3 protein-coding genes and 1 riboswitch are annotated in these 3,184 nt (G+C 71.2%); of the genes, 2 read left to right on the top strand and 1 reads right to left on the bottom strand.

Annotation, left to right across the window (positions count from 1 at the left end; all coding sequences use genetic code 11):
- Window positions 1-229: 229 nt before the first annotated feature.
- Window positions 230-907, bottom strand: a complete 678-nt coding sequence (locus ACRDP3_RS10065; RefSeq protein ID WP_431516529.1) for a class II aldolase/adducin family protein — start codon at window positions 905-907, stop codon at window positions 230-232.
- Window positions 908-1,125: 218 nt separating this feature from the next.
- On the opposite strand from ACRDP3_RS10065, the gene ACRDP3_RS10070 reads away from it, so the two are divergent.
- Both ACRDP3_RS10070 and ACRDP3_RS10075 read left to right on the top strand, forming a co-directional pair.
- Window positions 1,126-2,433 (top strand): inorganic phosphate transporter, encoded by a 1,308-nt coding sequence (locus tag ACRDP3_RS10070; RefSeq protein ID WP_431516530.1) that lies wholly within the window; start codon window positions 1,126-1,128, stop codon window positions 2,431-2,433.
- Window positions 2,434-2,486: 53 nt separating this feature from the next.
- On the top strand, window positions 2,487-2,702 hold the full coding sequence (locus tag ACRDP3_RS10075; RefSeq protein WP_431516531.1) for a hypothetical protein: 216 nt from the start codon (window positions 2,487-2,489) through the stop codon (window positions 2,700-2,702).
- Between the two features lie 146 nt (window positions 2,703-2,848).
- A riboswitch (cobalamin riboswitch) is annotated at window positions 2,849-2,982 on the top strand.
- Window positions 2,983-3,184: the final 202 nt, after the last annotated feature.

The following is a 3,184-nucleotide window of genomic DNA, read 5'->3' on the forward strand; positions in this document are numbered from 1 at the left end:
GCGCACGGCCGCGGCGGCCCTTCGCGGCCGTGGCGGCGGGGGAAAGCGCCGGGCGCAGGGCGGCTCCTGCCGCGTACCGTCCCGCCGCCGCCGCGGCCGCACCAGCGCTCAGGACGGAGGTGGCGGCGATGGCCGCGGTACGCAGACGCATCCCGTCAGTGTCACCGCAGTGGCACCGGCCCGGCCAGTGGGGCGACGTCGGGCGGGTGATTCCAGGGGGCCGGACGGGTCAAAGCGAGTCCGGCTCGCTCGCCTGCCGCCCGTCGGACAGTGGCCGCCGCTGCCCGTAGCCGCTCAATTTCTGTGCGACACGGAGGAGTTCGGCGTCGGGGATCAGCGTCGGCGTGCGGCCGGGGAGAGCGGAGGCGGTGAGCCAGAGGTGGCACATCCATTCCAGCTGCGCGGTGCGGTCGTACGCCTGGTCCAGGTCGTCGCCGTAGGCGATCGTGCCGTGGTTCTGCAGCAGGCAGGCGCTGCGCCGGTCGAGGGCGGTGAGCATGTGCGCGGCCAGTTCGCCGCTGCCGTAGGTGGCGTACGGAGCGACGCGCACCGGACCGCCGAGGGCGGCGGCCATGTAGTGGACGGCGGGGAGTTCGGTCACCAGGGTGGAGACCGCGGTGGCGTGCACGGCGTGGGTGTGCACGACCGCGCGTGCCGTGGTGTGCCGGTAGACCGCCAGGTGCATGGGGAGTTCACTGGTCGGCTCGAGGCTCCCGGCCGTACGCCGGCCGTCGAGGTCCACGGCGCACAGGTCCTCGGGGCCCAGCCGGTCGTAGGGGACGCCGCTCGGAGTCACCAGCACCGTGTCACCGACGCGTGCCGAGACGTTGCCCGAGGTGCCCACGACCAGTCCGGCCGCGACCGTACGACGGGCCGTGTCCACCACTTCCCGCCACGCTCGCCGCATCTGCGCCACCTCCGGCGGGTGACTTTACGACCTGGTCGTCAGACCTGCTCGGATGCTGGGACGAGTGCGGCCTCGTGGGGGGTGGGACACGGATGTGACGCCGCTCACAACAGGCCCCGGAGAGTGACACCCCGAAGCCCGTCGCAGTTCACCTTCCGTTCACCCGCCATCCTTACGTTCAACGAGTCTTTAACCTCGACTGATTTGGGCCTGGGTGAATGGAACACATCACGCTTCTCATCGGGATCGTGATCGTCACGGCTCTGGTGTTCGACTTTACGAACGGCTTCCACGACACGGCCAACGCCATGGCCACCACCATCTCCACCGGGGCGCTCAAGCCCAAGACAGCGGTGGCGATGTCGGCGGTCCTCAACCTCGCCGGGGCGTTTCTCTCCGTCGAGGTCGCCAAGACCATCTCTTCGGGACTCATCGACGAAGGCTCCGGAATCCAGCCTGAAGTGATCTTCGCCGGGCTGGTCGGCGCGATCATGTGGAACCTGCTGACGTGGCTCGCAGGGCTCCCCTCCAGTTCCTCCCACGCCCTGATGGGCGGCCTCATGGGCGCCACCATCGCCTCCGTCGGCTTCGGCGCCGTCAACGGCGACGTCGTGGTGACGAAGGTGCTCCTGCCGGCGCTGGCCGCCCCGCTGGTCGCGGGTCTCGCCGCGCTCTTCGCGACCCGGCTCAGCTACCGGGTGGCACGGAAGGCGGGCGAGAAGCAGACCGCCAAGGGCTACCGCGCGGGGCAGATCACCTCCGCCGGACTGGTCTCGCTGGCGCACGGCACCAACGACGCGCAGAAGACCATGGGCGTGATCACCCTTGCGCTGATCACGGGCGGTGTGGTGGCGCCCAACGCCGACCCGCCGCTCTGGGTCATCGTCTCCGCGGGCGTGGCCATCGCGCTGGGTACGTACCTGGGCGGCTGGCGGATCATCCGCACCATGGGCAACGGCCTCACCGACATCAAGCCGCCGCAGGGGTTCGCGGCGCAGACCAGCGCCGCGGCCACCATCCTGGCCTCGTCGCACATCGGCTTCTCACTCTCCACCACGCACATCTGCTCCGGCGCCGTGATGGGCTCCGGGGTCGGCCGCAAGGGCAGCGTGGTGCGCTGGTCGACAGCCGGCCGGATGGTCATGAGCTGGGTGCTGACGCTGCCGGCCGCCGGGCTCGTCGCCGCCGGTGCCGCGCTGCTGGCCGACCAGGGCGACTGGGGTGTCACCACGGTCGCGGTCCTCGCGCTGACGATCAGCGGCGGAATCTGGCTGATCTCCCGCCGCAGGCCGGTCGACCACACCAACGTCAACGACGCGGAGCTGGCACCCGCGGAGCCCGCAGGTGTCACAGCCGCCCTGCGCACCGTGACCCCGCCGTCCGCCGCGAAGGCGGACCGGGCGGCCGACGGAACGGCCGCTGACCCGGAGCCGACGGCTGCCGGCCCGGAGCCGGAAGCTCCGCAACCCGGTCTCGCGTCCGTCCCCGAACAGCGGGAACGGCCGCGTACGACCACGCCCCTCTAGTCCCTCTCCAGACGAACTAGTCCCTCTCCAGACGAAAGCAGACAGGGAACGCTATGGACATCGACTGGGCAGCGCTCGGCCAGGTATTCGGCGTCAGCCTCTTGGCGACGGTCGGTCTGGTGGGCGTGTTCACGCTCGGCATCGTGGGGTCCTCCGCCCGGAACGCGGAGGGCGGGACCCCCGTGCTCGCCCGCACCGGCGCCTACGTGTGCTTCGCGCTGTGCGCGGCAGCCGTGGCGTACGGCATCTACATCATCACCGCTCCGTGAACGCCTCGGACTTGTCCGGCTGACGACACGCGGTCGGCGGCGCCGGGGCCGAACCAACGACGTCAACAGGGGTACGGGCAGCGCCCGTACCCCTGTTCCGTGTGCCTGCTCACACTCTCCCGTCGCAGGTCAGCGGCGAGTTGACGCCCCTTCCCGTACGTGGTGGACTGCCGATTGCCCAACGGCGGCAGGAGAGGAAGCCGGTGCAAATCCGGCGCGGTCCCGCCACTGTGACCCGGTCGACCCGGGGAGCCAGACACTCCGCCGTCGTGGTCGCTTGCGGGCGAGGACACCCGAGGAGGCGCGCCGACCGTGATCCTGCTGCTGTCGACGGCCGATACCGAACTACTAGCGGCCCGGGCCAGCGGCGGGCCGTACCGCACCGCCAACCCGACGCGCCTCGATGCCGCGTCGCTGCCGGGGCTGCTCGACGGGATCGACGTGGTCGTCCTGCGGCTGCTCGGCGGGCGGCGGGCCTGGCC

The organism is Streptomyces sp., assembly GCF_050698815.1.
GTDB lineage: Bacteria > Actinomycetota > Actinomycetes > Streptomycetales > Streptomycetaceae > Streptomyces.

Coding starts and splice junctions, on each gene's coding strand:
- ACRDP3_RS10075 (WP_431516531.1), top strand. CDS start 2,487: ATGGACATCGACTGGGCAGCGCTCGGCCAGGTATTCGGCGTCAGCCTC.
- ACRDP3_RS10065 (WP_431516529.1), bottom strand. CDS start 907: ATGCGGCGAGCGTGGCGGGAAGTGGTGGACACGGCCCGTCGTACGGTC.
- ACRDP3_RS10070 (WP_431516530.1), top strand. CDS start 1,126: ATGGAACACATCACGCTTCTCATCGGGATCGTGATCGTCACGGCTCTG.